The 26,867-nt window shown below is 41.2% G+C and carries 29 protein-coding genes; all 29 read right to left on the minus strand.

The genetic code is table 11. The features are described 5' to 3' along the window. Positions 1-85: 85 nt before the first annotated feature. The 29 genes from LC040_09390 to spoIVA all read right to left on the minus strand — a co-directional run bounded on the left by LC040_09390 (position 86) and on the right by spoIVA (position 26,640). Positions 86-847 (minus strand): c-type cytochrome, encoded by a 762-nt coding sequence (locus tag LC040_09390; protein ID WLR53079.1) that lies wholly within the window; start codon positions 845-847, stop codon positions 86-88. A 31-nt stretch (positions 848-878) separates the two neighbouring features. Further along, entirely contained in the window at positions 879-1,553 is a 675-nt protein-coding gene (locus LC040_09395) for a cytochrome b6 (GenBank protein WLR53080.1), read from the minus strand. 3 nt (positions 1,554-1,556) lie between these two features. Continuing rightward, positions 1,557-2,063: a ubiquinol-cytochrome c reductase iron-sulfur subunit gene (locus tag LC040_09400; protein WLR53081.1), complete on the minus strand. Its 507-nt coding sequence runs from the start codon at positions 2,061-2,063 to the stop codon at positions 1,557-1,559. Between the two features lie 129 nt (positions 2,064-2,192). After that, positions 2,193-2,666, minus strand: coding sequence for a YpiF family protein (locus LC040_09405; protein ID WLR53082.1), 474 nt, complete (start codon positions 2,664-2,666; stop codon positions 2,193-2,195). A gap of 86 nt (positions 2,667-2,752) precedes the next feature. Beyond that, positions 2,753-3,313, minus strand: a complete 561-nt coding sequence (locus LC040_09410; GenBank protein WLR53083.1) for a ReoY family proteolytic degradation factor — start codon at positions 3,311-3,313, stop codon at positions 2,753-2,755. 145 nt (positions 3,314-3,458) lie between these two features. After that, positions 3,459-4,727 (minus strand): tetratricopeptide repeat protein, encoded by a 1,269-nt coding sequence (locus LC040_09415; GenBank protein ID WLR53084.1) that lies wholly within the window; start codon positions 4,725-4,727, stop codon positions 3,459-3,461. Positions 4,728-4,766: 39 nt separating this feature from the next. Beyond that, the gene (locus tag LC040_09420) at positions 4,767-5,651 is read right to left on the minus strand and encodes a hypothetical protein (protein WLR53085.1); all 885 of its coding nucleotides are present in this window, start codon (positions 5,649-5,651) and stop codon (positions 4,767-4,769) included. Positions 5,652-5,760: 109 nt separating this feature from the next. Continuing rightward, on the minus strand, positions 5,761-7,041 hold the full coding sequence (aroA, locus tag LC040_09425; GenBank protein ID WLR53242.1) for a 3-phosphoshikimate 1-carboxyvinyltransferase: 1,281 nt from the start codon (positions 7,039-7,041) through the stop codon (positions 5,761-5,763). Between the two features lie 21 nt (positions 7,042-7,062). Continuing rightward, a complete protein-coding gene (locus LC040_09430; protein WLR53086.1) occupies positions 7,063-8,166 on the minus strand; it encodes a prephenate dehydrogenase in 1,104 nt (367 codons plus the stop codon). A gap of 13 nt (positions 8,167-8,179) precedes the next feature. Beyond that, a complete protein-coding gene (gene hisC, locus LC040_09435; protein ID WLR53243.1) occupies positions 8,180-9,271 on the minus strand; it encodes a histidinol-phosphate transaminase in 1,092 nt (363 codons plus the stop codon). A 27-nt stretch (positions 9,272-9,298) separates the two neighbouring features. Continuing rightward, a complete protein-coding gene (gene trpA, locus LC040_09440; protein ID WLR53087.1) occupies positions 9,299-10,111 on the minus strand; it encodes a tryptophan synthase subunit alpha in 813 nt (270 codons plus the stop codon). Beyond that, positions 10,111-11,307: a tryptophan synthase subunit beta gene (trpB, locus tag LC040_09445; protein ID WLR53088.1), complete on the minus strand. Its 1,197-nt coding sequence runs from the start codon at positions 11,305-11,307 to the stop codon at positions 10,111-10,113. Before trpB ends, trpA begins: the two co-directional genes overlap by 1 nt. Then, positions 11,285-11,935: a phosphoribosylanthranilate isomerase gene (locus LC040_09450; GenBank protein WLR53089.1), complete on the minus strand. Its 651-nt coding sequence runs from the start codon at positions 11,933-11,935 to the stop codon at positions 11,285-11,287. The genes trpB and LC040_09450 overlap by 23 nt, the downstream gene beginning before the upstream one ends. Then, positions 11,932-12,705 carry an indole-3-glycerol phosphate synthase TrpC gene (gene trpC, locus LC040_09455; protein ID WLR53090.1) on the minus strand — a complete coding sequence of 258 codons (774 nt, stop codon included), beginning with the start codon at positions 12,703-12,705 and terminating at the stop codon, positions 11,932-11,934. Before trpC ends, LC040_09450 begins: the two co-directional genes overlap by 4 nt. Next, positions 12,698-13,711 (minus strand): anthranilate phosphoribosyltransferase, encoded by a 1,014-nt coding sequence (trpD, locus tag LC040_09460; protein ID WLR53091.1) that lies wholly within the window; start codon positions 13,709-13,711, stop codon positions 12,698-12,700. The genes trpC and trpD overlap by 8 nt, the downstream gene beginning before the upstream one ends. Next, the gene (trpE, locus tag LC040_09465; protein WLR53092.1) at positions 13,704-15,224 is read right to left on the minus strand and encodes an anthranilate synthase component I; all 1,521 of its coding nucleotides are present in this window, start codon (positions 15,222-15,224) and stop codon (positions 13,704-13,706) included. The genes trpD and trpE overlap by 8 nt, the downstream gene beginning before the upstream one ends. 261 nt (positions 15,225-15,485) lie before the next feature. Continuing rightward, the gene (aroH, locus tag LC040_09470; protein WLR53093.1) at positions 15,486-15,869 is read right to left on the minus strand and encodes a chorismate mutase; all 384 of its coding nucleotides are present in this window, start codon (positions 15,867-15,869) and stop codon (positions 15,486-15,488) included. A gap of 5 nt (positions 15,870-15,874) precedes the next feature. After that, positions 15,875-16,951 carry a 3-dehydroquinate synthase gene (aroB, locus tag LC040_09475; GenBank protein ID WLR53094.1) on the minus strand — a complete coding sequence of 359 codons (1,077 nt, stop codon included), beginning with the start codon at positions 16,949-16,951 and terminating at the stop codon, positions 15,875-15,877. 1 nt (position 16,952) lies between these two features. Further along, positions 16,953-18,125, minus strand: coding sequence for a chorismate synthase (gene aroC, locus LC040_09480; protein WLR53095.1), 1,173 nt, complete (start codon positions 18,123-18,125; stop codon positions 16,953-16,955). 116 nt (positions 18,126-18,241) lie between these two features. Further along, a complete protein-coding gene (locus tag LC040_09485) occupies positions 18,242-19,015 on the minus strand; it encodes a protein-glutamate O-methyltransferase CheR (protein ID WLR53096.1) in 774 nt (257 codons plus the stop codon). A gap of 325 nt (positions 19,016-19,340) precedes the next feature. Then, positions 19,341-19,787, minus strand: coding sequence for a nucleoside-diphosphate kinase (gene ndk, locus LC040_09490; GenBank protein WLR53097.1), 447 nt, complete (start codon positions 19,785-19,787; stop codon positions 19,341-19,343). A gap of 94 nt (positions 19,788-19,881) precedes the next feature. Then, complete coding sequence (gene hepT, locus LC040_09495) at positions 19,882-20,832, minus strand: heptaprenyl diphosphate synthase component II (GenBank protein ID WLR53098.1); 951 nt, start codon at positions 20,830-20,832, stop codon at positions 19,882-19,884. Between the two features lie 34 nt (positions 20,833-20,866). After that, complete coding sequence (menG, locus tag LC040_09500; GenBank protein WLR53099.1) at positions 20,867-21,568, minus strand: demethylmenaquinone methyltransferase; 702 nt, start codon at positions 21,566-21,568, stop codon at positions 20,867-20,869. Between the two features lie 3 nt (positions 21,569-21,571). Beyond that, the gene (locus tag LC040_09505) at positions 21,572-22,396 is read right to left on the minus strand and encodes a heptaprenyl diphosphate synthase component 1 (GenBank protein WLR53100.1); all 825 of its coding nucleotides are present in this window, start codon (positions 22,394-22,396) and stop codon (positions 21,572-21,574) included. 176 nt (positions 22,397-22,572) lie between these two features. Continuing rightward, positions 22,573-22,803 carry a trp RNA-binding attenuation protein MtrB gene (gene mtrB / locus LC040_09510; GenBank protein ID WLR53101.1) on the minus strand — a complete coding sequence of 77 codons (231 nt, stop codon included), beginning with the start codon at positions 22,801-22,803 and terminating at the stop codon, positions 22,573-22,575. A 94-nt stretch (positions 22,804-22,897) separates the two neighbouring features. After that, positions 22,898-23,464 carry a GTP cyclohydrolase I FolE gene (gene folE, locus LC040_09515; protein WLR53102.1) on the minus strand — a complete coding sequence of 189 codons (567 nt, stop codon included), beginning with the start codon at positions 23,462-23,464 and terminating at the stop codon, positions 22,898-22,900. Positions 23,465-23,589: 125 nt separating this feature from the next. Continuing rightward, complete coding sequence (locus LC040_09520) at positions 23,590-23,862, minus strand: HU family DNA-binding protein (protein ID WLR53103.1); 273 nt, start codon at positions 23,860-23,862, stop codon at positions 23,590-23,592. 314 nt (positions 23,863-24,176) lie between these two features. Further along, entirely contained in the window at positions 24,177-24,935 is a 759-nt protein-coding gene (locus LC040_09525; GenBank protein ID WLR53104.1) for an SDR family oxidoreductase, read from the minus strand. Between the two features lie 226 nt (positions 24,936-25,161). Next, positions 25,162-26,640 (minus strand): stage IV sporulation protein A, encoded by a 1,479-nt coding sequence (spoIVA, locus tag LC040_09530; GenBank protein ID WLR53105.1) that lies wholly within the window; start codon positions 26,638-26,640, stop codon positions 25,162-25,164. Positions 26,641-26,867 lie beyond the last annotated feature (227 nt).

The raw sequence follows: 26,867 nt of genomic DNA on the forward strand, positions 1-26,867 counted from the left end.
CTTCACACTCACTTTCTCTGCTGAATTTCCTTATGTACGCATACAAGAAAAAGCTGACTATAACAGCCAGCTTTTTCGCAATGTTTTATTCAAGACCTGAAATGAATTCTGCTAGTTTCTTAAGCTCTTCATCAGAACCTTTAAATAAACCAGCAGGCATTCCACCTTTACCGTTCACAGCAATATCAGAAATTTCTTCTGGTGATAGACCTGTTCCAACTAATGATGGTGCAGCAGCACCACCAGTTAAGTTTTCACCGTGACAGTTAATACAGCCTTGTGCTTCATAAATTTTGTAACCTTCTGCTTCTTTATCGAATTCTGCTTCTTCAACAATCTTACCTTGTTGTTTCGCAGCTTCCCAGTCATGATTAACAACTGATTCCCAAGTCAGGAAGATCGTCGCTGCTAATGCTAGAAGCATTAAACCTGTAGCAATTGGTCGACGCATCGGACGTCGTTCAGGACCATTATCAAGCCAAGGTGCAAGAAGTAACGCTCCAAATGCCAAACCAGGCATAACGAGTGCACCAATTACCGTATATGGACCGGAAGCAAATTCATACTTTAACAATTGGTATAAGAATAAGAAATACCAGTCCGGAAGTGGAATATAACCTGTATCTGTAGGGTCTGCCATACGTTCAAGTGGTGATGGATGGGCAACCGTCAAGCAAAGATAACCGACCAAAAAGACAGCACCAACCATCCACTCCTTTAACAAGAAGTTCGGCCAGAACGCCTCAGTTTTCCCTGGATATTCGGAATAATCTTTTGGGATATTCGGCTTTCGTTCAGCACTAACACGCGAATCCCCGACAAACTTCATACCTTTTCCGCGATGCATTTTCTTCCCTCCTTTGTTCAAAAACTAAATCTTATAGTGGACCAGAAATACCTTGTTTTCGGATCATTAAGAAGTGAGCTCCCATAAGTCCGAATAACGCCGCTGGCAGGAAGAATACATGAATGGCAAAGAAACGTGCCAATGTTTGTGCACCGACAATTTCAGGATGTCCGGCAAGCAATGTCTTCACAGCTGTACCGATAACCGGTGTAGCCTCAGCAATTTGCAAACCTACCTTTGTCGCAAACAGCGCTTTCATATCCCAAGGTAATAAGTAACCTGTAAAACCTAGACCAAGCATTACAAAGAAAATAAGAACTCCAACAACCCAGTTTAATTCACGCGGCTTTTTGTATGCGCCTTGGAAGAATACGCGCAATGTATGTAAGAATAACATTACAATTACTAAGCTAGCTCCCCAGTGGTGCATACCACGAACGATTTGTCCGAATGCCACTTCATTTTGTAAATAGTACACCGATTCCCAAGCATTTTTAATATCCGGCACATAGTACATCGTTAAGAACATACCGGAAAGAACTTGAATGACGGTAACAAAGAATGTTAAGCCGCCGAAACAATAAACGAACGCTGAGAAATGGTGCGCTGGGTTAACATGTTCGGGTACTTCATGGTCTGCGATATCGCGCCATAATGGCGTAATATCCAAACGCTCGTCAACCCAATCATAAATCTTGTTAAGCATTTATTACGCCCCCTCTCGCGTTTTAGTTTTACCTAAGTATAATTTGCCATCTTCCACTTTGTGTTCATACACATCAAGCGGACGTGTTGGCGGTGTACCTGGAATGTTCACACCGTTCTTTTCATAACGACCGTCATGACAAGGACAATAGAACTCATTATCAGGATGACCCTCTGGCGCCCAGTTTACTGTACAGCCAAGATGGGTACAGATAGGAGACATAGCAAGAATATCGCCATTTTCTTTTTTGAATACCCATGCAGAACGGGACTCCTCTGATTCATACCATGCATCTACAACTTTAACTTTAAAGTCAAAGCGTTTTGGTTCGTTTGTAATTTCATCAACAGATGTAACAGCTACAAACTCACCGCCTGCTCTCTCTTTTAACAACGGGTCTACAGCAAAACGCACCATTGGTGCTAACATCCCCGCTGCCATAAATCCACCAACACCAGTTAACGTGTAGTTTAGAAATTGGCGTCGGGATACACGGCTCTTATCGCTCATTTTCTACCCCCCTCTTATGTGAAGTCGTCCACCCGGACATTTTTATATAACACACATAGAACTAGGACATACTTATGATAGCGTATTAATGAATACAGGTCAATAACACTGTTGTACAAAACGTGTCAACTATGTGTCTTTTTGTGATTTTTTCCATTCTGTCATAAACAGCGGCATCATCTGCTCGACTTGTTCTTGAATCATCTTCAATTTTGCCTTCTCCCCAACGTGCTCAAGTGTTAAGGAAGGCATCCATACAAGATTGCCATCTAAGTCCTGCTCTGTTTGTTTCCATGTACTATCACACGTTACGTAAAAGACGTGCGGCATGCCGCCTTCCTGTAGTTGTTCTGTCCAATTAGAAAGACGAGCTGTCCGCGTTGCTGTTTCTTCACTACTTAAGTATGTAAAGCCTGGAAAAATCATAATCCGCCCTTTAAATTGACGCTCAAGCTCGATCATAAGTAAATCAATAAATTCTTTAGCAGAAACAGAAGCCTTCATCTTATCGTGCCAATTGATTGAGATAAGCGGCACGACAGCTGTGTCTACATATTCTTTTGCTTGCACATACATCTCCATATCTGCTGTTGTCCATTTCATGATGCTATCCCCCCTTTTTCTTCAACTCTTTCTCTATTAAATCATGTTCTTCCTGTTTACGTAAATAAAAAACCCGAATAACCGTTTTATCGGTTATTTCGGGTTTCTGCAAGCAACTGATTCAATTGTTCACTTAATGACAAGAATGCTTCTTTGTCATTACAATCAAGAGCCTTATCAATAGCGGAGAGAAGCTTTTCTTTTCTAAAGGTAACGACAGCATGGTCGAGAAATTCTTCTGCGATTTTTTGGTCGTGTTCATTAATCTTTAAGTGTTCAGGAATAAAATGATTTTCTTCTAGGACTGCTACATATTTCGTCGTATTCATTGCACTCTTAAAGTTTAACTGAATATAGATATCCTGGTCGCGATTTAAGCGGATATCATGAAACGACTTCTCCGCATCCGTTGTCATAATGTTTTCCTTGTAGAAACGGAATGGCACATCATCAACACAATGCGTTGACATAATAATACCTCGCGGGCAATACTGCGCTTGTTCCACAAAGTGTACCTTCTCCATTAATTGATCATGACTCATTAAATAATTTAAAATCCAAACACCTTCACGACGTTTCAACTGATAATGATTCAAAAACCAACGGACAAACTCCTTTTTTTCGCTGACAGATACAGGGGTGGCCATCTCTCTCCCTCCTCTGCGAAAAAGTCCTTCCTCATCATCTAGGACAGACACTTTCACTTTTTCCGTTCATTATTCCTTTTAGTATCTTTATTTCTGCAAAAAGGGGTGAAAATCCTTCTTTCACTTATGATTTTTTTACTTCCTACTACCATTCTTCTAAGCGCATCAATTCTTCTTCTAGATGTGTTAAGGAAGGATCAATTTCCAGTGCTCTTTTGAACGCTTTTTTCGCCTCGTCACGTCTGCCTTCTTCAAGCATGAACGAACCATATTCCTCCAGAAATGTCGGATTGTTCTTAAAAGAAGTATATGCATTCTCATAGTGTTTTAATGCATCCGAAAACTCTTCAATTTGATTTTTTGCATGTGCTAAATCCCAATCAAACTGCGGGTCATACTCTCCAAACTCAATGACATGTTCAAGCGTGTCAATTATCTCTTCAAACCGCTCATGCTGCACGAAGAATTTCGTCAACGTCGTAACGGCTTCAATATAACCAGGGTCCACTGAAATGGCTTCACGTAAATACTCCTCAGCTTCTTCAGGGTTTTGCTGTTTAATAGAAAGTTTCCCTGCTGCTAACAATAGCTCTTTATTTAAGCCGTCTAGTTCGATTCCTTTTTTTACTGTATTCAATGCTTCATCTACTAACTCCTCATGCTCATAGGCGCGAGCAAGGTACAGATACAATGAAGGGTAATCAGCCTCGAGCTCTAGTAATTCTGACCATTTAGCAATGGCTAATCCATAATGCTCAACTTGATAAGCCGCAAAACCATACCCGAATAATGCATGTAACTCTGTCTTTTGTGACAGCCCTTTTTCATAATGCTCAAGCGCTTTTTCAAACTGGCCGCTTGTACTTAATGCTTCAGCAAGACAAAGGTGAACATTACTTGAACCAATTTGTTCATGCTCCTTTAAGACATTCTCATAATACGGAATGGACTTTTTATAGTCACCGCGTGAAAGGTAAAATTCACCTAACCCGAAATCAACTAGCAGTTCGTTCGGCGCCTTTTTCTTCGCTTCAAGCAGCTTTTGCTCAGCTACTTCATCCAAACCTTGCACTTGATAAAGATCAGCCATTAAAAAGAGTGCTTGTAAATAAGCTGGGTCACTCTCAGGCACTTCCATTAAATATTCAAGCGCCTCTTCTTCATTTTCTAAATCTAATGCAATATCAGCACGGTCAATATAAAGCTGACCCTCTTCAGGATAGAGAAGTAACAACTCGTCTATGAGCACCTTTGCTTCATCTAAGAGACCCCACTTTATATAAAGCTCTGCAATTTCATGTTTCTGCTGGTGGTTTGCATCTTGTTGAAGAGCATGTAATTGGTCTAATCCTGCTTGTATATCACCATCTTCCACAAGTTGGACAGCTTCTTCTATTTTTGTTGTTACACTCATTGTATCGACTCCTTCAACGTACACAATCTAATGATTTATCTATAGAGACGAAAACCTTCTTGTCATCGTTACATCTATTCTCTTACCATAGCCTGGACGCAGCAATAGCTCGTCCCCTGCTTTTAACAGCTTCCCTCTTAACACAACGATAGAGGGGATATTTCTATCATAATGAAGGTTTGCGTTTTCATCAACTAATCTGGTGTAAAGAATATAATCAACGTCACTGCCAATCAACAAATCACCTTTTTCAGGATATAATCCGATTTGTTCTAACGCTTTACCTTGGATGAACTTGTCCTCATTTACACAATGACAAACTGTCGGTAATCGATGCTCATTAAAATGGGTACTCCATTCCTTTTGTTTTATTATAAGTTCTTTTTCATCTTCTATCTTCCACACGGGATAAATGGGGATCGGGTTCGGAAAGTTCGCTTCTTTCCACCACCCCCATTTTGCTCGTTGAAGATTTGTGTTTGTTTCGACATCTGTCACAATAAATGGGATGTGGTACCGTCTGCATAACCGAAAAAGCTTCGGACTGATTTTATGAAACGGAAGGCAGACTCCTAATACATAATCAATTGAACTATTAATCATCATATGTTCAGCCCGACGCAAAGCAGTAGGGATATCCTTCACATAACGAACTCGAAACGGCACAAGCTGTGTTGTACAGCCTTGTTTAATCAATGTACGTTGCCGTTCTTTGAAAGCTGATGTATCACTGGTTTGTATATGGTTCACATCAAAATAAATCCGTCCAGGGGAGATTACGTATGAAGACACATCCATTCGAACGAGAGACCGCTTAGAAATCCGTTTTTCAATAGATGCAACCTTACCTGATTGAATAATAAAATTACGCTTCACTTTTTTGTTTTCCTTCTGCACCCACCCATTCTCAATTATATAGCTCACTTGTCCGCCTCCTGCATGCAATTTTGTACAAACTATGCAGAAAACGTGACAACTATGAATGAAGCGAAAAAAACACAAGTGATCCGAACTGTCAGATCACTTGTGTTTATTACATTCGACAGCTATTTAAATGGTCAAAAAATGTTGGGTAAGACACTTTGATCGCGTCCGAACGTTTCAAAGTCACAGCTTCTTCCGTTAAACATGAAGCGATAGCAAGCATCATGCCAATACGATGATCGCCACAACTATCAACTTCTCCACCATGCACTGTTCCCTTTCCTTTAATGACCATACCATCATCTCTTGCTTCGATATTAACGCCAAGCTTAAGCAACTGCTCAACAACTGTATCAATTCGATTTGTTTCTTTTACTTTGAGCTCTTCAGCATCCTTTATAATCGTTGTACCGTTTGCTTGAGAAGCAAGCAAGGCAATAATTGGAATTTCATCAATTAACCTCGGGATAAGCGCACCGCCGACTTCTGTTGCTTGTAGATCTGATGTAGAAATCGTTAAGTCAGCAACAGGTTCTTCATTTTCAATCCGTTCATTATGAATCGTCAGCTTGGCATTCATCGCTTGTAACACATCGATAATACCTGTTCGTGTTGGGTTCATCCCTACATTTCTTAATGTAATTTCACTATTTGGAATCATTGCACCTGCAGCAAGGAAAAATGCCGCAGAGGAAATATCACCGGGTACATGAACATTTGTAGCTGTAAGGGATTGTCCGCCTTCTACCGATACTGTCAAGCCATCGCGTATTACCTCTGCCCCAAATGCTTGAAGCATACGTTCAGTATGGTCACGAGAAAGGTGTGGCTCTGTTACAGAGGTTGTCCCCTTTGCTCCAAGCCCAGCAAGTAAAATACATGACTTAACTTGAGCACTGGCCACAGGTGATTCATATTGTAATGGCTCTAGGGAACCTCCGCGAATCGACAGTGGTGTTAAACGTCCATTTTCACGGCCGTCAATCTGTGCTCCCATCTTTCGAAGCGGAACGGTTACGCGGTCCATCGGTCTTTTCGCGATCGATTCGTCCCCAACGACAACTGAATGAAAAGGTAGCGAAGCAAGAATACCGAGCATTAACCGTGTAGTTGTTCCAGAGTTCCCGACATCCAACACGTCTATAGGTTCGTTCAAACCATTTACACCCGTGCCTAGCACAACGACTTTGTCTTCTGTTCGTTCAATTTGAACGCCCATCTTTTGAAAACATGCGATCGTACTTAAACAATCTTCTCCTTCAAGGAAATTTGTGATTTCAGTTTTTCCTTTTGCAAGTGCTCCAAACATAACAGCACGGTGAGAGATTGATTTATCTCCTGGTATTTCAATTGTTCCATGCAAGCCGCGAACTTTTTCATGTAATGTCATTTCCATGTTCGGTTCCCTCCCTTATGCCATTTCATACGTTTCGTAGTCTTTATCCGTCAGGACATCTTTTGCTTGTTCACGGTCTGATTCACTGCGGAAGCTTAAACGAAGCACCCCGAGAATGTCTTCCCGTGCCTCGATAATACGAATGTTTGTAATACTGATTTCAGCTTCAGCAAGGATACCTGTCACTTCACTGATCACACCAGGATGGTCAGGCACATCGACATATAAATCATAGAATGACGGGAGGGCACCGCGCTTTTTCTGCGGCAATTCATCTCGAAACGCCTTTGCGCCTTCGAAATAATGATAAATCCCGTCACTATCTAACCCTGCAATCATATCTTTAACAGCTTCCATTTCCGTTTGCCACTTTTCAATTAAACGTAATAATGTTTGCTGATTATGTAAGAGAATATCACGCCACATCACCGGGCTTCCAGATGCAATTCGCGTAATATCACGAAAACCACCTGCAGCTAGACTAGATACAGAAGGAAATTCACTTTCAAGGCTTGCAACCTGGTGCACAAGGCCTGCTGCAACAATATGCGGAAAGTGACTAATCGCCCCTGCAATTGTATCGTGTTCGAGTGGAGCCATTTCGACAAAAGTTGCTTTCGTCCCCTTTAGAAGCTCTTTCAGTGCCTCAATCTTTTCTTTTGGTGTTTGCTCGTCAGGAGTTAAGATATAAAAGGCATTTTCAAACAAGTGAGCTCTTGCCGCAACCGCTCCACTTTTATGCGAACCAGCCATCGGATGACCACCGATAAATGTAACACTGCTGTCAGCAAATACTTCAGCAGCTTTAACAGCTTCCTGCTTTGTACTACCGACGTCAGTAATAATTGCAGAAGGCTTTAAATCATAGGTCGTTAATTCTCGAATTAATTCATCCGTCTGGCGGACAGGGGCCGCTAAAATAATATAATCTGCTGCTTCTGCTCCTTCACGTATCGAAGAAGCTTCACTGTCAATAATTTGCAGTGAAGCTGCCATTCTCATTTGCTCGCTGTTTACATCAAACCCAATGATTTCTACCTCTGTATGCTCACGCTTTATCGCTAGTGCAATTGAACCGCCAATTAAGCCTAAACCAATTACGAAGACTTTCTTTCCCACCACAGTGTTCCTCCTAACATTTTTCCTTCACAAACTTTGTTAACACCTCAATAATTTCTTGATTTTGCTCTGTGCTTCCAACGGTAATCCGCACAGCTGTCGGATATCCGAGTGCTTCACCAGAACGTACAATATAGCCGTGGCGAATTAAATAATCAAACACAATGTCACCACTTGTTTTAAAATCAATTAACATGATGTTTGCTTGTGAAGGATAATAGTCGAAACCATATTCCTTGCAAAAGGCTTCAAATTGAGCCATTCCACTGCGGTTTGCCTCACGACATGATTGAAGAAAATCCGGATCTTCTATAGCTGCGATCGCTGCTTTTTGAGCAATTCGTGATGTGTTAAATGGTTCACGTGCAGGCTCAATCGCTTCAATTAGCTTTTCATTCGCTACACCGTAACCAATACGAAGCGCGGCAAGTCCATATGCTTTAGAGAAGGTACGAAGCACGACCATATTAGGGAATTCATCAATCCACTTAAGTGTGTCAGGGTAGTCCTCTGCTACAACATATTCATAGTACGCTTCATCGACAACAACAAGCACGTCCTTTGGAACTCGTTCAATAAAATGACGCAATGTCTGCTCATCAATATATGTACCTGTTGGATTATTTGGTGTGCACACCCAAACGATTCGTGTTTTTTCATCAATTGCTTCTAGCATACCTTCAAGGTCATGTGCACCATTTATATTTTCAACCTGACGAGTTTCAGCCCCCTCAATCACTGCATTATGACGATATTGCGGAAATGTCGGGTGTGCTGTAACCGTATTTGTATCTTTATGTAACAGGGCGCGGCAAATGATTTGGATAATTTCATCCGAACCATTGCCGAAGATCATCTGTTCTTTTTTAATATTTAGATGTTTTGCGATCGTTTCACGAAGTTCGGCGGAATAGCCATCCGGATAAATAGCAAGTTCTTCTAATGAATTACGAATGGCTTCTTTTGCTTTCTCCGAGCAGCCAAACGGATTTTCATTCGAAGCAAGCTTTGTAACTTTATCTAGCCCTAATTCTCGCTTTACTTCTTCCATTGGTTTTCCTGGTTTGTATGGTGTAAGGCCTATTAGCTGTTCCTTAATACGAATTTCCATCTTTTCCACCCCGTTTTTTATCTATGTTTTCTGCGGATGTTTGATGATTCGTTGTACTGCATCTCTTACGGCTTCAATTCCTTGCTGTCTCGTTTCATTGTTTCGTAGATTTTCACCTTGGTCTGCCACACTTCGCACAATTGCGCTTCCGATAATGACGCCATTACAATGCTCTGAAAGCTCTTCAATCTGCTCGTAACTTGAAATACCGAAGCCAACTGCGACTGGTACAGAAGCAAATGAACGTACACTTTCTAAAAACGAAAATACACGTGGACTCAATGACTTCCGCTCCCCTGTGACACCAAGTGATGAGACACAGTAAATAAACCCATCCGCCTCTTTTGCAATACGCTCAATACGCTTTTCTGACGTTGGTGCTACTAGTGAAATAAAGGCAATGCCTTGTTCTCGACATTCTTGACGCATCTCTACACTTTCCTCATGTGGCAAGTCAGGGATTAGCACGCCATCAAGCTCATTTTCTCGCAGTAAAGCAAAAAAGGATTCTTTTCCTAATTGTAGCACAGGATTATAATACGTAAAGAGCACAATCGGAATTTTCACACCTTTTTCGCGCATCCTTGGCACAAGCGATATCGCGTTACGAATAGTCATCCCAGCTTGTAGAGCACGCTTTGCACTTTGCTGAATGACAGGTCCGTCTGCAAGCGGGTCTGAATACGGAACACCGAGCTCTAGCACATCTGCCCCTTCCTCCTGAAGCATAAGTGCAAGTTCAACTGTCGCTTCTTCACACGGGTCCCCCGCCATAATATATGGAATAAACAAATCATCTGTCTTTTGAAGCCTCTTTTCAAAGGATGTGCGCATCACTCTGAACCTCCTTTAATGACTTCCATTAAGCTTTGCACGTCTTTGTCGCCCCGGCCTGATAAGCAAACAAGAATCGATTCATCAGGTGACATTTCTTTCGCAAGCGAAAAGGCTTTTGCAAGTGCATGAGACGACTCAATTGCAGGGATAATCCCCTCTCGTCTTGATAAAAATTGAAAAGCATCGACTGCTTCTTCATCCGTTACACTTACATACGAAACACGTTCACTGTCTTTTAAGTAAGCATGCTCAGGACCAATACCTGGATAATCAAGACCAGCGGAAATCGAGTAAGGTTCAATGATTTGTCCGTTCTCATCTTGGATTAAATACGTCATTGAGCCGTGTATCACACCGACAGAGCCTTTCGCTAATGTTGCGGCATGCATTGGTGTATCAATTCCTTTTCCAGCCGCCTCAACACCTATTAAGGTGACATCATCTTCAATGAATGGATAAAACATGCCAATTGCATTACTTCCCCCGCCAACACATGCTGTTATCACATTTGGGAGCCCGCCTGTTTCCCGGACGAATTGTGCTTTTGACTCATCTCCAATCACACGTTGAAAGTTACGGACCATTTTCGGATATGGATGAGGACCAACAACTGAACCAATTAAGTAGAAATGGTCTTCACAATGCTGCACCCAGTAGCGAATCGCTTCATTTGTCGCATCTTTCAGCGTTTTGTTTCCACTTGTTACTGGAATGACTTCAGCACCAAGAAGTCTCATCCGGAAGACATTTAACGCTTGCCGCTCCATATCCTCTTCACCCATAAATACTTTACACGTCATATTGAAATGAGCCGCGACCGTTGCTGTGGCGACACCATGCTGACCAGCTCCTGTCTCAGCAATAAGCTTCTTCTTTCCCATCCGCTTCGCCAATAATGCTTGCCCAATTGCATTATTTAATTTGTGGGCACCAGTATGATTCAGGTCTTCACGCTTTAAGTAAATCTTCGCACCGCCAATTGCCTTCGTTGCGTTTGCCGCATACGTTAACGCTGTCGGCCTGCCGCCATATTCACACAGGACACGTTTATATTCAGCAAGGAATGCTTCATCATCCATTGCCTCATCTAACGCTTGCTCTAATTCCTCAAGCGGCGCCATTAATGTTTCAGGAACGAATTTTCCACCAAAATCTCCGTATCTGCCGCGTTTATCTGGTACTTGCAGGCTCATATCCCTTCACCCTCTTTTCGATTTTTGAAATTTTATCAAGGTCTTTTACTCCGTTTGTTTCACTTCCGCTCGCTATATCAATTCCAGCAGGGTTATACGTGACTAATTGCTCAACATTTTCGGCATTTACACCACCGGCAATGTAGCAACCGACACCTTGCTTTGCTGCTTCTTCTAGGTAAAGAGGGATATATTCCCAAGCAAATGTTTGCCCTGTACCGCCCCATTGCCCATTCACTTTTGCATCAACTAAGAATGCATCTGCTGCACCTCGAAACTGGTGCATCTCCTTCCAAGCATTCGGGTAATGATGAATTACTTTCCACACTTCACAGCCTGTCATTTGTTTAACTGTTAACATATACTCAGGTGTTTCTGAGCCATGGCATTGAATAATATCAAGCGGTACTTTCTTTAACACACTCGCAACCTCTTCAAAATCAGCGTTTACAAAAACACCGACAAGCTTCTGACCTGTCAATTCCACTTGCTGCAGCCATTGTGCAACTTCAACTGGCTTCACACGTCTCTTGCTAGGCGCAAAAACAAAGCCAATCGCATCCGCTCCTGTTTGAATCGTTGTTTGGATATCTTCCAAAGATTGATGCCCGCATACTTTTAACTTCATCTAATCGCCTCGCTTTCGATTTGCGCAAATAGATTTTCTACAGCCTCCGTTACGTTTTGCTGACGCATAAAGCTTTCTCCAATAAGCACACCGTTTGCTCCTGCTTGTTGCACACGCTTTAAATCCCCAGGTGTATGAATACCGCTTTCACTAATAAAAATGCTCTCATTTGGAACGTGCTTTGCTATTTGCTCCGTTTGCGTTAGTGATGTTTCAAATGTTTTTAAGTTACGATTATTAACACCAATAATTCGCGGTGTAAAACGTTGTAAGATGTCTGTTAATGATTTCTCCTCATGAACTTCTACAAGACAATCAAGCCCCGCTTCGGTTGCTCTTTCATACAAATAATGAAGCTTTTCTGCTCCTAACATCTCAGCAATTAACAAAATCGCGTCAGCGCCAATCCGAACACTTTCTTCGATTTGAAGTTCATCGATTATGAAATCCTTCCGTAACACTGGACGTGCTGCTTGTTCTTTCACAACCTTAATATAATCTCGACTTCCTTTAAAAAACTGCTCATCTGTTAAAACCGAAATACAATCTGCCTTCGCTCGTTGATATGCTTGAGCAATTGTCAAAGGATCGAAGTCCTCTCGAATCAACCCTTTTGATGGAGAAGCCTTCTTCACTTCTGCAATCAAAGCAAGCGGTCGATTCGGCTCTTTAAGTGCTTCATAGAATGAATAACGTGGCAGCTCTACAGCTTCCGGCAATTTTAAATGCTTTAGTTCTTCTTTTTTCACTTCATGTATCTGATCAAGCATGTGCCCCGACTCCTCGTAAATCAGTTAGTTTCTGTTCTGTCGTTCCATCAAGTATTGCTTGTCGTGCACGGTGAACACCTTCTGCAATCGTTGATGTTCCACCTGCCGCATAAAATGCTGCCCCTGCGTTTAAATAAAGAATATTTTGTGCTGCTTCACTACCTTCTCCATAAAGTACTTTTTCAAAGAGCCTTGCACTTTCTTCCACACTATCAGCTTTCACACCATCTAGTGAGCAACGATTAAGCCCAAGGTCCTCTGGCGATAGAACAAATTGATGAATTTGGCCATTCTTTAATTCAATGACATCTGTTTCTGCTGCAACAGAAATTTCATCCAGTCCATCACGGCTACTTACAATCAGTACGTGCTCTGAACCTAACTCACGAAGGGCCTCTGCCATCATTACCCCATAACGAATATCATAGACACCGATAATTTGGCGGGTGCTTTGCGCTGGATTGGAAAGCGGACCAAGCAAATTAAAAACCGTCCGGAAACCAAGGTTCTTGCGTAACGCCCCAACATGCTTCATTGCAGCATGGTAATGTGGCGCATATAAAAAAGTCATGTTGTGCTGGTCTAATGAGTGAAGCGCTTCTTCCTCGGATTGTTGAATTTGGACACCGATGGATTCCAGTACATCTGCACTGCCGCTCTTTGAAGAAACTGAACGATTCCCGTGCTTTGCAACTTTGACGCCGAGAGAAGCAAGCACAACAGCTGTTGCAGTAGAGATATTATAAGTTGATGCCCCGTCACCACCTGTTCCACACGTATCAAAGACTGGAGAATGATAGTGCAGCTTACGCATATGAGAGCGCATCGCTCGAGTGAAGCCTGTAATCTCTTCTGCTGTTTCCCCTCTTGTCAGCATTATCGAAAGTAAAGAGCTTAGCTGAACATCATCGACACTACCTTGCATTACAGAGTTCATCACCTGTTCTGCTTCTTTTTCTGTTAATGTTTTTCCTTCTGCACATCGTCTCAATGTTTGTTTAAGCATGAAGCTCTTCCCCTTTCGTTGAAAACATCGTTTCTGCACGTTCAATCGTTTCAAGTAATGCTCGGGCTTTATTTTGTGTTTCTTCATATTCCATTTCTGGTACCGAATCAGCAACAATCCCTGCACCTGCCTGCACATGCACTGTATTGCCTTTTTTTATCATCGTTCGAATCGCGATGCACGAATCAATATTTCCATCAAAACCGATATAACAAACAGCACCTGCATATGCTTCACGTGTTGTTGGCTCAAGCTCGTTTAAGATTTCCATCGCCCGAATTTTCGGTGCGCCTGAGACTGTGCCAGCTGGAAAGGCTGCCATTAACGCATCAAGTGGTGTTACAGTTGATGCTATTTCGCCTGTTACCTTTGTAATGAGGTGCATAACGTGCGAAAATTTCGTCAATTCCATTAACACGGGTGTTTGAACACTGCCGTAGCTCGAGACCCTGCCAATATCATTTCTTGCTAAATCAACAAGCATAAAATGTTCAGCACGCTCTTTCTCATCGTTTAACAGCTCTTCACCTAAGGCGTCATCTTCAGACTGTGTAGCCCCGCGTTTTCTCGTTCCCGCGATCGGATGAATTTCAAGATGCCCGTCTTGAATTTGGATAAGACGTTCAGGTGAGCTGCCAATATATTCAACACCGTCTGCCACAAGATAAAATAAATAAGGAGAAGGATTAACCATTCGCAGCATCCGATACAACTCAAACCCTGAAACTGTTATATCGCGGCTGAATCGTTGTGAAAGCACAGCTTGAAAGATATCACCAGCACGAATATATTCTTTAATTTGCTCGACATCTTTTAGAAAGTCCGCTTTTTCATAGTTTGATGTAACCTGCTCGAACACATCGCTTTCAACATGTGGAATTAAGTTTTGAACAGGTAACCCGTCATTTGGACAGTTAAGTCGGCTTGTTAAAGTGTTAATCTGCTGTTTAGCTTTGTGTAGCTGCTCGATCTTTTGCGCTTCACTTTCATTGCCTTTTAAACGGACATACTCAATAACAGTTAATTCTTTTTTTACATGATCGAATGCAAGCAACGTTTTACAAAATTGCAAATAAACCCGTTTAAATGCCGCCTTTCGTTCACGATGCTCTGGTACTTTTTCAAATAAGGAAACTGCATCATATCCAACATACCCGACTGCTCCGCCAGAAAAAGGCAATTCCACCTGTGGAACTTTAACTTTTAAGTGTGCAACAACACGGTCATACACCTCTTGAAGGGTGCTGCCTATAAACAGGCGTTCATTTTTGTTTTCAGCGTAATAAGTACCATTTTCTTCATACAGCATTAAAAATGGCGAAAGTCCTATAAATGAGTATCGAGACCACGAGGAAAGGTCATCTTTACTTTCAAGAAGAAAGCAAGCGTCGTCTTTCAGTGAATGGAAAATTTCGATCGGTGTCAGCGTATCAGAAAAGAAACGCTCCACCACTGGAATGGTTAAAAATTGTGAAGAATCATTTAAAAATGAGGATTCGTTATTTGTAGACATTTCGTTCTCACCTCTCCAAATCAATTGATTGTTTTGGAGAACGAGAAGCTTATGAGGTGTAAAACTGTATGATAAATAAAGCCCTAAACAAACACAGATAGATTCTGTGTACGTTTAGGGCAGAGTAAACCAATTATTGCTATGCTCACCTCAGCTAAACTCTCTCATTCTCAACTGCCCTATGCTCATCTCATCTATTAACTCAAAAATCATTAGGCCGGAGATTGACTCGTTCATCTCCTCTTAACCTTTGAACATATCTTATGATCGTTGCTGCTCATTTGTCAATGTTAAATCAGGTCTTAATTTCACAGCATCTTCTAAATAGACATGTTCAATCCTTTCTTGAGGCACAGAAGTATTCACGGTCATCATAACACGAATACAATGCGGAAGTCCGTTTGGAACTGGAATTTCCTGCATGCACATAACCGGCACATACATCCATCCTTCTAACGAACGAAGCGCCTTAGCTGGAAAAGCAGCATTCAAATCGTCTGTTACCGAAATTAAAATTTGGGCGACTGATTCTGCTTCAATCTCATTTCGTTCGATCATTTTACTAAGCAAACGACCGGCAGCCTCTACAATTTCCTCTGCATCATTCTTCTCAACTGTAATGGCTCCTCGAATCCCACGAACCACGCTCATCACCCCCTCAGTGCTTCTTCTAGCTTACGTAAAACATACTCATCTGAAAGCTGAACCGTCTCGACATCGCCAATTTCTTTCATCAAGACCATTCGAATGTTTCCTGCATGTGCTTTTTTGTCTTTTTTCATATATTCCAACAGCTGGTCTGCAGTAAATGCTTTCGAAAGCTCTGGGTAGCCATATTCTTTAAACCATTGTGCAAACGTATCAGAGTGAAGGTCAACCTCGTAATAATCTTCACTCAAACGAATCGCAAACAGCATTCCGATTGCTACAGCATCACCGTGAGTAATCTTTCCATAGCCGTGTAATGCTTCTACTGCATGCCCTAATGTATGGCCAAAATTCAAGTAAGCACGGATGCCTTGTTCTTTCTCATCTTCCTTCACAACAGAGGCTTTAACCGTAATGCCTTTTTTCAACGCATAAACTAACTTGTCATCACGTAGCTGTTTAATAGATGTCACATTCTCTTGGAGCCAATGATAGAAGGATTCATCTCGAATGAGTGCATGTTTGATGACTTCTGCAAAGCCTGAGCGCCACTCATGCTCTGGCAGGCTGTTCAGCATTTCAATGTCATAAAGAACTGCTTCAGGTTGATAGAACGCACCAATCATGTTTTTCCCTTGGGGATGGTTGATTGCTGTCTTCCCACCGACACTGCTGTCATGAGCAAGAAGTGTTGTCGGCATTTGGACGAATGGGACGCCACGCATAAACGTTGCAGCGACAAAACCTGCTAAATCGCCAACAGCTCCACCACCGAGTGCTACGACAAGTGTCTTTCGATCACAACCATTTTCAAGCATTTCAGTTTGACAATTAAAGTAGACGTCAAATGACTTTGCTGCCTCCCCTTTAGGGACAATATAGGTATGAACATGGTAATGCGCTTCAAAGCTCTTTGACACTTCTTCTAAATAGAAAGGAGCTACCGCTTCATCCGTTATAATAAACACTGATGAATAATTCCCAAGCGCATGCATTAATTCACCTGCTTGCAGACGCAACTTTTCACCAATATTAACAGGATATGACTTTGAGGCTGTTTCAATTTGTAATGTTTCCATCTTAATACTTCCTTGCGTCTTCTTTTGCCTGCTCGATATTTTTCGCAATTAAATCCATTCGGTCTGTCCCATAATGTTCGACAAGAGCTTGTGCGATTTCCCAAGCGACAACCGCTTCTGCTACGACACTTGCGGCTGGCACTGCACAACTGTCTGAACGTTCAATGCTCGCTTCAAACGACTCCTTCGTATCAATATCGACACTTCGAAGTGGTTTATATAAAGTCGGAATCGGCTTCATCACACCGCGAACAACAATCGGCATCCCTGTTGTCATGCCACCTTCAAAGCCGCCAAGATTGTTTGTAGCACGTGTATAGCCATTTTCTTCATCCCAAAGAATTTCATCATGTACTTCACTACCAAACCGGCGAGCCGCTTCAAACCCAATTCCAAATTCCACACCTTTGAATGCATTAATGCTTACAATGGCTGCGGCAATTTTCGCATCAAGCTTGCGATCATATTGGACATAGCTTCCAAGTCCAGCTGGAACGCCTTCGACAATCACTTCGACAACACCGCCGATAGAATCGCCATTTTTCTTCGCATCATCAATTTCTTGTTTCATCTTTTCTTCTACTTCACTGTCTAAACAACGGACAGATGAAGCTTCTGTTCGTTGTTTCAAATCTTCTAAACTGCTATATTCAATGTTCTCAGCACGAATACCACCGATTTCGCGGACATGACCTGCTACTTGAATGCCTAGTTCACTTAAAATCTTTTTAGCTACTGCACCAGCAGCAACACGCACTGTCGTTTCTCGCGCACTTGAACGCTCTAACACATTCCGTAGATCACGGTGGCCATATTTGTAGCCGCCGACTAGGTCTGCATGTCCTGGACGTGGTCTCGTAATTTGACGTTTCACGTCTTGCTCGTCTTCCTCAGCAAGCGGTTCAATACCCATGACATTCGTCCAGTGCGTCCAGTCTTTGTTTTCGACAACAAGCGTAATTGGTGAACCTAATGTCTTACCATGACGAACACCACTTAAGATTTGAACTTGGTCTTTTTCAATTTGCATTCTCCGTCCGCGTCCATGCCCTTTTTGTCGACGCGCAAGTTCATAATTAATATCTTCAGCCGTAAGGGAAAGTTGGGCTGGGATTCCTTCTAAAATCGTTGTTAATTGTGGACCATGAGATTCTCCTGCAGTTAAATACCTCATCCTCTTCACCTCTTTAAAGCTTTTAAGTACAAATATATCATAATGTTCTGATTTTGTCCTGTCGATATAAAAAAAGGGTTCAATCTTTTAGATGAACCCCGTTTTTCACATTACTACTAGCCTTTGCGATAGAAAAATGTATCTTCTGTTTCAAATCCGTATTTCGACGGGTTGAAAATCTGTTCTGTACTCCCTACAAAAAAGATACCACCTGGACGCAGGGCAGCCGCAAACTTTTGATACAACTTATCCTTCGCTTCTTCTGTAAAATAAATTAACACATTTCGGCACACAATTAAATCATAATTGCTGTCATATGAATCAGATAATAAATTATGCTGCTTAAATGTAACCGTTCGCTTAATATCATCACTGACCTTAAAGAACGAACCGTCTTTTGTGAAATATTTGCGCTTTATGTCATCTGGCACTTCTTGGAGCGAACGTTCTGGATAAAGACCCCTTTTTGCACGTGCCATCACGTTTTTATCTAAGTCTGTTGCATGGATACTTACTTGAGAGAGCGGCATAAACTTAGAAAGGATCATTGCCAATGTATAAGGCTCTTCACCTGTTGAACAAGCTGCACTCCATACCTTCAGCCGTTTGTTTTGCTGATACAGCTTAGGCAAAATTTTGTTCTCAAGTACTTCCCAGCGCTTATAATTTCGATAAAACTCAGACACATTAATCGTCATCCGGTCGAGGAACTCTTCAAGTATTTCATTATCTTTCGCCATCGCATTGAAAAAATCATCAAAATCACGATAACCTCTCTTTTGATAGAGTGAGGTTAAGCGGCGCTTCATTTGCGCTTCTTTGTAAGCTGAAAGATCAATCCCTGTTTTTTGATTTACTTTCCTGATAAAGCCTTGATAATCATTTCCCATACCATCTGTCTCCTCTTATCTGTTAGAAAAAACTAATCTTTTTAGTAGAAAAAGGGTGGAGCCCTACATAAAAAATGTAAATTATTCACAGCCTTCAACAAAGAAATGTAGTCCGTTTATCGTCATTTCACTTCCACCGCTTTTATTAATGAACAAATACCCCAAAACATTTATTACATCCTTATGTACCTTTTTTTTATCATATTACAAGTGGATGATCTAGGAAAACTTTAGTAAAAACACCCTAATTTGAAAGAATTTTATTAAAAACGTGCAGAAATTCAAAAAAACCAGCCCGTTTAACGTTGGCTGGTTTCAAAAAAACTTAGTAGACCCACTTATCCATATGTTTATCGTAAGTGTTTAATTCCTTCTCATCGAAGAAAAGATTAATTTCACGTTCTGCGCTTTCTGGAGAATCAGAACCGTGGATAACATTCTTTCCTACAGTAAGACCGTAGTCACCACGGATTGTGCCAGATGCTGCATCTGCAGGGTTTGTTTTGCCCATCATTTGACGAGCAGTTGCGATAACACCTTCACCCTGCCATACCATTGCGAAAACAGGAGCTGATGTAATAAAGCCAGTTAACTCACCGAAGAAAGGCTTTTCTTTATGTTCTCCGTAATGCTCTTCTGCAAGCTCTTGCGGAATTGTCATTAATTTTGCTCCAACTAGTTGGAAGCCTTTCTTTTCAAAACGTGAAACAATTTCACCAATTAGATTGCGTTGAACGCCGTCTGGCTTAACCATTAGAAATGTCTTTTCCATTACCATCTCTCCACTTCATTTGTTATGTTATTATGTATCCGGATTATGAAAACCCATACAAATGTTATCAAATTTTCACAAAAATCGCAATGTCTTAAAATTTACGTTTACCAATATATTTTGCAATACTGCGGAATGACCGTTTTGCCCGGTTATTTGGCAATTCTTCAAGTATGTTCAAAGCTTTTTCAAGATAGCGGTCACTTATGTCTTTTGCGTATTCAATTCCCCCTGATGAAAGAATAATGGAAAGAATCTCTTCACGATTTTCCTCTGAGATCAGTTTAATTCGTTCCTTTAACTTTTCATCGCGGATTGCATATAAGACAGGAAGTGTAATATTCCCTTGCATCAGATCACTGCCCGCAGGCTTGCCCAACTCTTCCTCTGTACTTGTGAAATCAAGAATATCATCGATGATCTGATAAGACATGCCAATATAATAACCGAACTTAAACAGCTTCTCATGAATTTCTTTCGGCACATCTGAAGCAACTGCCCCAAGCTGACAGCTTACAGCGATTAATAAAGCAGTCTTCCGCTTAATTCGACGAAAGTATGTACGTGTATTTTGTTCCCAATTAAACTTATCGCGAATTTGTTCGATTTCCCCAACACACACTTCTACAATCGTTTTTGATAGAATTTGATGCGCTTCAGGCTTATCTAACATCGTCATTAACTCAAGCATACGAGCAAAAATATAATCTCCCGTATACATTGCGACACGGTTATCCCATTTCGCTTTAATGGTTTCTTTTCCACGCCTTAGTTCCGCATCATCAATCACGTCATCATGCACAAGCGACGCCATATGAATTAACTCAAGGGAAACGGCAACACGCTTCATTACTTCGATGTCGTAATTACCGAACTTTCCTGCTAACAAGACAAAGACAGGCCGAATACGTTTTCCGCCTGCTTTTAGAAGATGCATCGACGCTTGTTGAAGTAAAGGATGCTCGGAAGCAATCGTTTCCTCCAAGTTTCGCTCAATTATATCTAGATCCGATTGTAAGAAGTGATACATCATTTTTAACTTCATGTCATTCACCTTTACTAACTATTACATGCATACTCTATTTATGCCCCATATGCATGGCAGCCACACCGCCTGTGTAACTTTTCACGTCTACTTTCGCAAATCCCGTTTGCAAGAACATTTCCTTTAATTCATTGCGGCCCGGAAAATCCTTGGCAGATTCATGAAGCCATGCGTACTCATCGTAGCTTTTCGCAAGCATTTTCCCCAGCATTGGCATGATATGTTTAAAATATAAATAATACGCCTGCTTAAAGCCGATTGCTGTCGGCTGACTTGTTTCAAGACATACAGCTTTTCCACCAGGCTTCAATACACGATGCATTTCTTTTAATACTTGCAAGTAATCTGGTACATTTCGCAAGCCGAAACCGATCGTGACAAAATCAAAGCTGTTCTCTTCAAACGGCAGGTTCATGGCATTTCCATGAATGAGCTCAACTTGATGTAAACCTTGATGCTTTACTTTCTCTTCCCCTACTTTAAGCATATTTTGGCTAAAATCAAGCCCATACACTTTTCCATTCGGACCTACTGCGTCAGCGAGCGAGATCGTCCAATCAGCGGTTCCGCAACACAAATCAAGTGCACATTGTCCTGCCTGAACATTCATAAGCTTCATCGTATCTTTCCGCCAAGCTTTATGACGTTGAAAGCTAATAACTGAATTCATCATATCATACTTATCATAGATGCTTTCAAAAACATGATGAACCCGTTCTTCCTTAGAGCGCCCCATAACTCACCCTTCTTCCACGACTTTATCATTCATGTATGGATAATCAAACAATAATCCATCAATTCGTTTTCGCAGTACTTCACTAAAAGTAAAATGCTGTGCTAATTGTAGTTCAATTTGCTGCTTAGCTTGCTTCATATAATAATCACAAATATTTAATAAATGGTCACGCTGGTCATCCATGCCTCGTTCAGGTGTGACTCCGCCTGAAATGACTTCTTTTTTGATTGCATCAAACAACAAAGAAAAGCGATTACTTAGAAACTTATCTCGTTCATTTTGAAGCCGTTTATAGAAGCATAGGTTGGCTGCAAGCTCTTTCATATTTGGGACTTGTAATAAATCAGCCATCTTTTGAATCAATGAAGATTCAATTTGTCGAATACTGTTCATTAAGTTTTCGACACAGCCAGTATCTTTTTGATAAACAGAAATCTTATGTTCATTAATTTCACGAATCGCATGTGCTAAATTACTAATCATCGTTAGGTTCCCGACTTTTGCGAGCAAGTAATAGTATAATCCACTATAATAATCACCCGCTAGCACCGTTAGTTGACGACTCTTCATTCGCTCGTCTTCTTCTTCTAACTTTGTAGTCGTAACTAATTCATGCGTATCCAAAGCAACTTGTACAAGCATTGTAGGTATGATGTAATCTTTCATTGAAGCGATTGATGTCTTCGCCTCTTTCAAAATCTCATACAAAAGAAGCATCTTATCTTCATCGATTAATGGCTTTTCAATAAATTCCATTAAATAAGGATGCTTAATTTTTGCTTCAATCGTCGCTTTCATTTGCTTTAATTCTCCATAGATGTCGCTCATGCTTACCACCCTTGTCCAACACCGATCTAAATATCCATCAATTTCCCCTTATTATAACATAGGAAAATGGAAGTGACCGCGGTAAGTTATATTATTCACGCAACCATAGTAAAAAAACCATACATTTTCAAGATATATAGAAGAAAACTTGGCATATGCCAAGTTTCAGCTAGAAATTAATCAGCTTCAATTTCCCCGTGAGCTGTTTGAATAACCGCTTTCCCTCGAACTTTCACTGCTGAAGTGTGCTCTGTAAATTGAGCAATCATCACTTCACCCTTATCCAGCTTTTCAGAATGAAAGAAACGTGTATCAGCTCCACGAGTCAAACCAATAACATTGACGCCGTCTTCTTTTGCTTTAATCACGAAAAATTCATTGTTCGGATTCGTCGAAGATTTGTCCAACTTCTCTTCCTCCCAGCACTTGATCAGAATGTAAACGTTGTCCTTTTAATACTATCTAACACCTTTTGGCAAAAGTCAATGACAATAGGCTATGTTATCTGCGGATCAGCGATAATACTTCTGAACGAGCAGCTTCATCCTTTTCAAAAATACCACGCACAGCTGAAGTAACCGTTTGAGAACCAGGCTTCTTAACTCCACGCATCGTCATGCACATATGTTCCGCTTCTACAATCACCATTGCTCCATGAGGTTCAAGGGTTTCCATGATCGAATCAGCAACTGTTTTTGTAATACGTTCTTGTAGTTGCGGACGTGCTGCTACTGATTCTACTGCACGTGCAAGCTTGCTTAAGCCTGTTACACGGCCATTACGTGGAATATAAGCGACATGTGCTTTTCCGTAGAATGGCACAAGGTGGTGCTCACACATTGAATAGAATGGAATATCCTTTACTAATACAAGCTCTTCATGGTCTTCACTAAAGATTGTTGCAAAATATTCTTTCGGGTCTTGATGAAGCCCCCGGAATACCTCTTCATACATTCTCGCTACACGCTTAGGTGTATCTAGCAGCCCTTCTCGATTAGGGTCTTCACCTATTGCTTCTAAGATTAAACGTACTGCTTGTTCGATTTGTTCATGGTTGACTTTAGACACGATAACTCCTCCTAACCCTCAGGCCATACATTTAAAAAGTTAAGATGATTCTAGCACATGTACATATTCAAAGGCAAAAAAGAAGGGTCGCAGAATGTGCGACCCTTCTTTAAGCCCTTTATGTATTATTTAACAGCATCTTTAAGGGCTTTACCAGGTTTGAAAGCTGGAACTTTGCTTGCTGGGATTTCGATTTCATCACCAGTTTGCGGGTTACGCCCTTTACGCGCTGCACGTTCGCGTACTTCAAAGTTACCAAAACCGATAAGTTGTACTTTGTCGCCCTCTTTAAGAGCATCCATAATTGAGTCAAAAACAGCATCAACTGCTTTTGTAGCGTCCTTTTTGGAAAGCTCGCTGGCTTCAGCTACTGCATTGATTAGTTCTGTCTTGTTCATGCCATTCACCTCCTCCCAAAAAAACCTTCATGTAATGCCACTCAAAGCTGAAAAACAATGTTTCAACTCAGTATACAAAAAAGATTAGCTGTCAGCATTTATCAGCCATTTCATCGAAATGAATGAGTTATTATTGTTCTTGACATATTTACCAAATCTTATACATGCCAAGGCTGACAACGTATTGACACGCCTTATATTAAACGATTAGAAGACAGAATTCAATAATTTTCACGAAGAATCATCAGATTTATGAGGATTTTCCCAAATAAACGTCGTTTTTATGCCGTTTATACAGGTTAAAGCGTGCATTTTTACCGAAAGCGATTGATAACATCAACGCCACCTGTCACTTCAATGACAGCACCTGTCACCATATCAGAATCTTCTTCACACAAAAATTTAATCGTTCGCGCAATATCTTCACCAGTCCCTGGTCTTCCTATTGGTGTATTCTCATCATGAATGTTTCTTACTTCTTCAATGGATGCTTCCTTCATTTTCCCAACTATGTTTCCAGGACAAACCATGTTAGCTGTTATCCCATTTTCCGCTTCTTCAAGCGAGATTGATTTGGTCAGAGAAACAAGTCCAACCTTTGAGGCAGCAAAGGCAGAACGATTCACCCAGCCAGGAGCCGCTTCCGCCCCTTGAAAACCATATGTAACAATCCGTCCAAACTGCTGTTGCCGCATAAGCTGGACAGTTTCTTTAAACAAATGAAACACAGCGCTTAAGTTTCCTTCTACCATATCATACCACTCTGCTTCTTCATAATCCGCTAACTTCTTACGCTCAAAAATGTACGGCCCTGCATTATGAATTAAAATGTCGATCCTTCCGAATTTTTCTTTTATTTCCCCAACCATACGCTTAATATCTTCTTTGCTCGTTACATCCCCTTGCACAAAATGAAGGTGCTCCGACATATGATGGTATGCTTCTTTCAAGCTTTCAACCGCTTGTTGATCACTACGATAGTTGACAGAGACAGAGTAACCGTTCGCTAGCATTTTTTCTGTTACTTTTCGGCCGAGCCCTTTTGATCCAGCCGTAATAAACACATGCCTCAATCAGAGTCCCTCCTTTAATCATAAACCAGCACGTAAAATAATGACCGAAGTAAAAAATCACTTACTCACTTTATTCTATTTGAAACCAAATTCAACTTGCAACGTTAAACACCAAAAATCAACCTGTTATATAAAAGATAAGCGTAGACCTCCGCTTATGGGCAACAAAACATTTCCTCTTCACTCCAAAACAAAAAGCCCCTTCAAAAAAAGGAGCTTCTCATTTTTATAGAATAATTGCAATTAAACCGCCTGAACCTTCATTAATGATTCGCTCTAACGTTTCTTTCAGCTTATAGCGTGCGTTCTCTGGCATTAACGAAAGCTTCGCTGAGATACCTTCTCGGACAATTGAACTTAAGCTGCGTCCGAAGATATCGGAATTCCAAATGGAAAGTGGGTCCTCCTCAAAGTCCTGCATTAAATATCGAACAAGCTCTTCGCTTTGCTTCTCTGTTCCGATAATTGGAGCAAATTCACTTTCGACGTCCACTTTCACCATATGAATAGATGGAGCTACAGCCTTCAAACGAACTCCAAACCTTGACCCTTGGCGGATTATTTCAGGCTCGTCTAAGCTCATATCCTCCAAGGCAGGTGCTGCTATACCATAGCCTGTTTGTTTCACCATCCGAAGCGCATCGGCCACTTGGTCATACTCTGCTTTCGCGTAAGAGAATTCTTGCATAAGCTCTAACAAGTGATCTTTTCCACGAATCTCCACTCCAACAACTTCTTTTAAAATTTGGTCGTAGAGATCTTCTGGTGCAAATAGGTCAATTTCTGCAATACCTTGCCCCATATCAATACCTGCAAGTGATGCATTTGCAATATATTCATAATCGCTAAACTGTCCTACAACACGATCAACATCTCGCAGACGTTTGATATCTTTTACGGTTTCTTTTACTGCTTCCTGATAGCTTTGACGAAGCCAATGATCCTCTTTAAGCACCATCACCCAGCTTGGTAAATTCACATTCACTTCTAAAACAGGAAACTCATATAATGCTTCACGTAGGACGCTATAAACATCCTGATCGTTCATTCCTTCAACACTCATTGCAAGTACTGGAATGTCGTACTTTTCATTTAACTGCCTACGAAGCTTTTCTGTGTCAGGATGGTGAGGGTGAGCAGAGTTGACAACCATAATAAATGGCTTTCCAACCTCTTTCAACTCCTCAATGACACGTTCTTCTGCTTCTAAATAATTATGCCGTTCGATTTCTCCAATTGAACCGTCCGTTGTAATAACAACACCTAATGTAGAGTGCTCTTGAATAACCTTTCGTGTACCAATTTCCGCTGCTTCATGAAACGGAATCGGCTCTTCATACCAAGGAGTGTTAATCATTCTTGGACCATTTTCGTCTTCATAACCTTTTGCACCAGGAACTGTGTAACCTACACAATCAACAAGCCGCACATTCACCTCTAAGCCTTCATCCACATCAACTGTCACTGCTTGATTCGGAACAAACTTCGGTTCCGTTGTCATAATCGTTTTTCCGGCTGCACTTTGTGGCAATTCGTCCTGTGCACGTGCTTTATCTGATTCATTCTCGATGTTTGGCAAAACGACGAGCTCCATAAATTTTTTAATAAATGTTGATTTTCCGGTACGAACGGCACCTACGACACCCAAATAAATATCACCGCCGGTACGTTCCGCAATATCTTTGAAAATATCTACCTTTTCCATTCAATAACCTCCCATACTTTACTGATTGGGAATATGCTAAAACGGCACTGGTGCTTGTTTCGAGATTAATCGGACAATACATATGTATGATGTTGTCCTTTTAAGTTAGAACCTGCACTTCCCCGTTTCTTGCAATTTTTTTATAAAAAAGGTTTTTGTTCAAAAATAAAACCCTTTTCTTTTACATTCGTATGCAAAAGAAAAGGGTTCATGCGCAAAATTTAAAT

The sequence above is a fragment of the Bacillus tianshenii genome, from assembly GCA_020524525.2.
In the GTDB taxonomy this organism is placed as follows: Bacteria; Bacillota; Bacilli; order Bacillales; family Bacillaceae_N; genus Bacillus_AV.

Excerpts from the sequence above, each read along its gene's own strand:
- LC040_09485 (WLR53096.1), bottom strand. The coding sequence starts at position 19,015 with ATGGGAAATGATTATCAAGGCTTTATCAGGAAAGTAAATCAAAAAACA.
- aroC (WLR53095.1), bottom strand. The coding sequence starts at position 18,125 with ATGAGGTATTTAACTGCAGGAGAATCTCATGGTCCACAATTAACAACG.
- trpD (WLR53091.1), bottom strand. The coding sequence starts at position 13,711 with ATGCTTAAACAAACATTGAGACGATGTGCAGAAGGAAAAACATTAACA.
- LC040_09400 (WLR53081.1), bottom strand. The coding sequence starts at position 2,063 with ATGAGCGATAAGAGCCGTGTATCCCGACGCCAATTTCTAAACTACACG.
- ndk (WLR53097.1), bottom strand. The coding sequence starts at position 19,787 with ATGGAAAAGACATTTCTAATGGTTAAGCCAGACGGCGTTCAACGCAAT.
- aroA (WLR53242.1), bottom strand. The coding sequence starts at position 7,041 with ATGACATTACATGAAAAAGTTCGCGGCTTGCATGGAACAATTGAAATA.
- aroB (WLR53094.1), bottom strand. The coding sequence starts at position 16,951 with ATGGAAACATTACAAATTGAAACAGCCTCAAAGTCATATCCTGTTAAT.
- LC040_09450 (WLR53089.1), bottom strand. The coding sequence starts at position 11,935 with ATGAAGTTAAAAGTATGCGGGCATCAATCTTTGGAAGATATCCAAACA.
- LC040_09390 (WLR53079.1), bottom strand. The coding sequence starts at position 847 with ATGCATCGCGGAAAAGGTATGAAGTTTGTCGGGGATTCGCGTGTTAGT.
- hepT (WLR53098.1), bottom strand. The coding sequence starts at position 20,832 with ATGAAGTTAAAAATGATGTATCACTTCTTACAATCGGATCTAGATATA.
- menG (WLR53099.1), bottom strand. The coding sequence starts at position 21,568 with ATGGGGCGCTCTAAGGAAGAACGGGTTCATCATGTTTTTGAAAGCATC.
- LC040_09395 (WLR53080.1), bottom strand. The coding sequence starts at position 1,553 with ATGCTTAACAAGATTTATGATTGGGTTGACGAGCGTTTGGATATTACG.
- LC040_09405 (WLR53082.1), bottom strand. The coding sequence starts at position 2,666 with ATGAAATGGACAACAGCAGATATGGAGATGTATGTGCAAGCAAAAGAA.
- LC040_09415 (WLR53084.1), bottom strand. The coding sequence starts at position 4,727 with ATGAGTGTAACAACAAAAATAGAAGAAGCTGTCCAACTTGTGGAAGAT.
- trpA (WLR53087.1), bottom strand. The coding sequence starts at position 10,111 with ATGCGCACATCCTTTGAAAAGAGGCTTCAAAAGACAGATGATTTGTTT.
- LC040_09410 (WLR53083.1), bottom strand. The coding sequence starts at position 3,313 with ATGGCCACCCCTGTATCTGTCAGCGAAAAAAAGGAGTTTGTCCGTTGG.
- spoIVA (WLR53105.1), bottom strand. The coding sequence starts at position 26,640 with ATGGAAAAGGTAGATATTTTCAAAGATATTGCGGAACGTACCGGCGGT.
- trpE (WLR53092.1), bottom strand. The coding sequence starts at position 15,224 with ATGTCTACAAATAACGAATCCTCATTTTTAAATGATTCTTCACAATTT.
- trpB (WLR53088.1), bottom strand. The coding sequence starts at position 11,307 with ATGAGCCTGCAAGTACCAGATAAACGCGGCAGATACGGAGATTTTGGT.
- trpC (WLR53090.1), bottom strand. The coding sequence starts at position 12,705 with ATGCTTGATCAGATACATGAAGTGAAAAAAGAAGAACTAAAGCATTTA.
- LC040_09505 (WLR53100.1), bottom strand. The coding sequence starts at position 22,396 with ATGAGCGACATCTATGGAGAATTAAAGCAAATGAAAGCGACGATTGAA.
- LC040_09520 (WLR53103.1), bottom strand. The coding sequence starts at position 23,862 with ATGAACAAGACAGAACTAATCAATGCAGTAGCTGAAGCCAGCGAGCTT.